The following is a 3,121-nucleotide window of genomic DNA, read 5'->3' as shown; positions in this document are numbered from 1 at the left end:
GTAATATTGCTTAAAACTGCCTGTGTACTTTTACGTAAAAACACCGGAAGAATCGGGCTGTAAAATATTTTGTTTTGTTATATACTTTAGACGAAGGGACGTGATATGCCATGGCGCTTTGGGATATTGTGGGACCGGTTATGATAGGTCCTTCTTCAAGTCATACCGCCGGTGCGGCGCGTATAGGACTGCTTACGAAGATGCTCTGGGGCAAACCCGTTAAAAAAGCGGAGCTTTACCTGCGCGGCAGTTTTTTGGACACGGGCAGAGGGCACGGCACGGACAAAGCTCTTATAGCCGGACTGCTCGGAATGAGACCCGACGACAAACAGCTGAAAAATTCTTTTGCAATAGCAAAGGAAAACGGCTTGGATTTTGCATTTTACGGTGAAAAAGTTATCGGAGCCCATCCGAATTCAGTCAGGATAGTGATTGAAGGTGACGGGCAGTCTCTTGAAACGGTCTGCTACTCTGTCGGAGGCGGACTTATTCTGCTGCACAAGCTTAACGGTGCAAGGCTTGACATAAGCTGCGATCTGCCAACGCTGATAGTCTCCGCGGAGGACAAGGTGGGAACAATTTCTGCCGTTACGGGATATTTGAACAACTGCAACGTAAATATCGCAACGATGAAGGTGTCCCGCGAATCACGCGGGGGCAGTGTGACCATGACGATAGAACTTGACTCCGACCCCGGCGACCTTCTGCTTTCAGAAAGAATTTTAAGTCTGCATCCTGCCATTAAGAGCGTGCGGCTGCTGAAAGGAGTGCTTTAAATGCTTAAGGCTGCGGAAACAATTTTAAGAGTTACCGAGAAAGAAAATATTTCAATCGTTCAGGCGATTTTGAAATTGTCTTCAACAGATACCGGCGTTTCGGAAGCAGAGATACGCAAAAGGATGCACGGCAGACTTCTCGCGATATTTGAAAGCGTGGAAGACGCCGCGGCAAACACGGAACCGCTGAAATTCGGACAGATTCCTGAGCTTAATTTCGGCGGTGACGCGCTGAGCGGTGAATTTATCCTGTACGCTTCAAAAACCGCAATTCAGGTTTCAAAACACAACGCGACCATGGGCAGGGTGGTAGCCGCACCGACCGCCGGAAGCTGCGGAATACTTCCGGGCATTTTTTCCGCGTGGAAAACACTCCGCGCCGGAGAAGACTGGGAAGAACAGCTGACAGACGCCCTCATAGTCGCCGGGGCAATAGGTGAGGTTATCGCCAAACGTGCAACGCTTGCGGGCGCCGAAGGCGGCTGTCAGGCAGAATGCGGGGCAGCCTCAGCCATGGGTTCGGCAGCTCTCGCGTTTCTTCGCGGAGGCTCCTGCGAAACCTGTCTGCACGCGGCGGCGCTGACAATAAAATCACTGCTCGGACTTGCCTGCGACCCTGTCGGCGGCATAGTCGAATGTCCCTGCATAAAGAGAAACGGAATGCTCGTCGCAAATGCGATACTGGCGGCAGACCTTGCCCTGGCAGGCGTTCGTTCCCTGATACCGCTTGACGAAGTAATTGATACAATGAAAGAAATCGGCCAAATGCTTCCTCCTGCAATCAGGGAAACCTCTCTCGGAGGACTTGCCCAGACGCCTTCGGGAATAGCTCTTACAAAAAAACTGCACGAAGGGGAATAACCATGGACAGAAGCATACTCGCAGACGACATTCACAAAATCAAAGACCCGCACCACAACTGCGCACAGTCTGTTCTGCTCGCATTTGCGGACAAAATAGATATTCCGAAAGAGGAGCTTTTCAAACTCGCTTCCGGCTTCGGCGGGGGAATGGGAAACATGGAAGCCACTTGCGGCGCAGTCTGCGGAGCGGCACTGGCTGTCGGATATCTGCACAGCAGACAGGGCGAACTTTCAAAATTTGCCGCCGGACGTGTCCTTGAAGAATTTAAAAAACAGGTCGGAGCCACGATCTGCGGCGAAATAAAAGGCAGCGGCACCGGAACGCCGCTCTGTTCCTGTCAGGACTGCGTAAAAATCGCGGCAAAACTCGCTCAGGAAGAACTCGGACTGTAACGTTCTTGGCAGCAAGAACACAAAAAAATCACCGCGTAAGCGGTGATTTTAATTTAATTGCAAGGTATTATTTCTTTTTCTTGGAATCCTTGCCGTCGCCGATATAATCGTCCAGCCAGCCTTTTCTTTGTTTCTTTTCCTTCTTGTCGGAAGAGCTGTCCTCTTTTTTCTCTTTGCTCTTCTTTTCTTTCTTTTCGTCCTTTTTCTCGGTTTTGGCTTCTTTCGTCTCTTTCTTTTCCTTCTTTTCTTCCTTTACTTCTTTCTTATCTTCCTTGCTCTTTTTTTCCTTCGTTACTTTCTTGTCGTCTTTATCTTCTTTTTTATCCTTTTTGTCTTTTTTCTCTTTCTTTTCGTTCTTTTCTGTCTTTTCTTTTTTCTCTTTGGCTTCTTTCTTTTCTTCAGCCTTGCTTACTTCGGCTTTCTCTTCCTTTTTGTCTTTCTTTCCGAAAAGTTTGTCAGCAAGTCCGGTTTTCTTAGGTTCTTCTGTCTTGGAAACAGCTTTTTTCTCTGTCTTTGACTCTGAAACCGCAGCTTTTGACGGATTGCCGGTTACTTTTTCGTCAAGCGCTTTCTGGCTGTCGGAAAGTTCTATGCAGCGTGCACAGGCGGTATAGCCTTTGTCGCGTGCCGATGAGACGGTCATTTTTTCCATATCTTTTGAATTCTGAATGGTAGGACATCCTTCAACGTGGTACTTTTCTCCGGTTCTGGTTATATAAACCATTTTGTTGCTGCCGGAAATTCTCTCTGCCGCAAATGAGGCGCTGAGAAGCGAAACAGGCGCTGCCGAAAAAACAAATGCCGCAAGCAGAAGCAAGGCGGTTACTCTGATAAATTTCTTCATACCAAACACTCCCGTACCGAAATGATTTAACATAAAACTCTGCGGAACCTGGGCAGATTATAACATATTTAATAACTCCCGCACAATCTCAAAAACAGTGCTCTCAATAAAAAACAAACAGGGAAGACTTTCGTCTTCCCTGTAGAAAAAAGGCTCGGCGGCGACCTACTCTCCCACAGATACCCTCTGCAGTACCATCGGCGATGGGGAGCTTAACTGCCGGGTTCGGCATGGGACCGGGTGTG

The 3,121-nt window shown here is 48.4% G+C and carries 4 protein-coding genes and 1 rRNA gene; 3 read left to right on the top strand and 2 right to left on the bottom strand.

What is annotated here, in order from left to right:
* Positions 1-110 precede the first annotated feature (110 nt).
* From sdaAB to KBS54_02015, 3 genes are read left to right on the top strand one after another with little or no spacing between them, the layout of a single operon-like run.
* Positions 111-776, top strand: coding sequence for an L-serine ammonia-lyase, iron-sulfur-dependent subunit beta (gene sdaAB, locus KBS54_02025; protein ID MBQ0054906.1), 666 nt, complete (start codon positions 111-113; stop codon positions 774-776).
* A complete protein-coding gene (gene sdaAA, locus KBS54_02020; protein MBQ0054905.1) occupies positions 777-1,637 on the top strand; it encodes an L-serine ammonia-lyase, iron-sulfur-dependent, subunit alpha in 861 nt (286 codons plus the stop codon).
* 2 nt (positions 1,638-1,639) lie between these two features.
* Positions 1,640-2,032 carry a C_GCAxxG_C_C family protein gene (locus KBS54_02015; GenBank protein ID MBQ0054904.1) on the top strand — a complete coding sequence of 131 codons (393 nt, stop codon included), beginning with the start codon at positions 1,640-1,642 and terminating at the stop codon, positions 2,030-2,032.
* A gap of 67 nt (positions 2,033-2,099) precedes the next feature.
* On the opposite strand, the gene KBS54_02010 is transcribed toward KBS54_02015, so the two are convergent.
* Together KBS54_02010 and rrf are read right to left on the bottom strand one after the other, a co-directional pair.
* Positions 2,100-2,876, bottom strand: coding sequence for a hypothetical protein (locus KBS54_02010; protein ID MBQ0054903.1), 777 nt, complete (start codon positions 2,874-2,876; stop codon positions 2,100-2,102).
* Positions 2,877-3,028: 152 nt separating this feature from the next.
* Positions 3,029-3,121, bottom strand: a 5S ribosomal RNA gene (rrf, locus tag KBS54_02005); the annotation flags it as partial.

The sequence above is a fragment of the Candidatus Equadaptatus faecalis genome (genome assembly GCA_018065065.1).
GTDB classification, from domain to species: Bacteria; Synergistota; Synergistia; order Synergistales; family Synergistaceae; genus Equadaptatus; species Equadaptatus faecalis.
Note: the sequence above shows the minus strand (reverse complement) of the source record. Positions and strands in the feature narration are given on the sequence as shown.

Excerpts from the sequence above, each read along its gene's own strand:
- sdaAB (MBQ0054906.1), top strand. The coding sequence starts at position 111 with ATGGCGCTTTGGGATATTGTGGGACCGGTTATGATAGGTCCTTCTTCA.
- sdaAA (MBQ0054905.1), top strand. The coding sequence starts at position 777 with ATGCTTAAGGCTGCGGAAACAATTTTAAGAGTTACCGAGAAAGAAAAT.
- KBS54_02015 (MBQ0054904.1), top strand. The coding sequence starts at position 1,640 with ATGGACAGAAGCATACTCGCAGACGACATTCACAAAATCAAAGACCCG.
- KBS54_02010 (MBQ0054903.1), bottom strand. The coding sequence starts at position 2,876 with ATGAAGAAATTTATCAGAGTAACCGCCTTGCTTCTGCTTGCGGCATTT.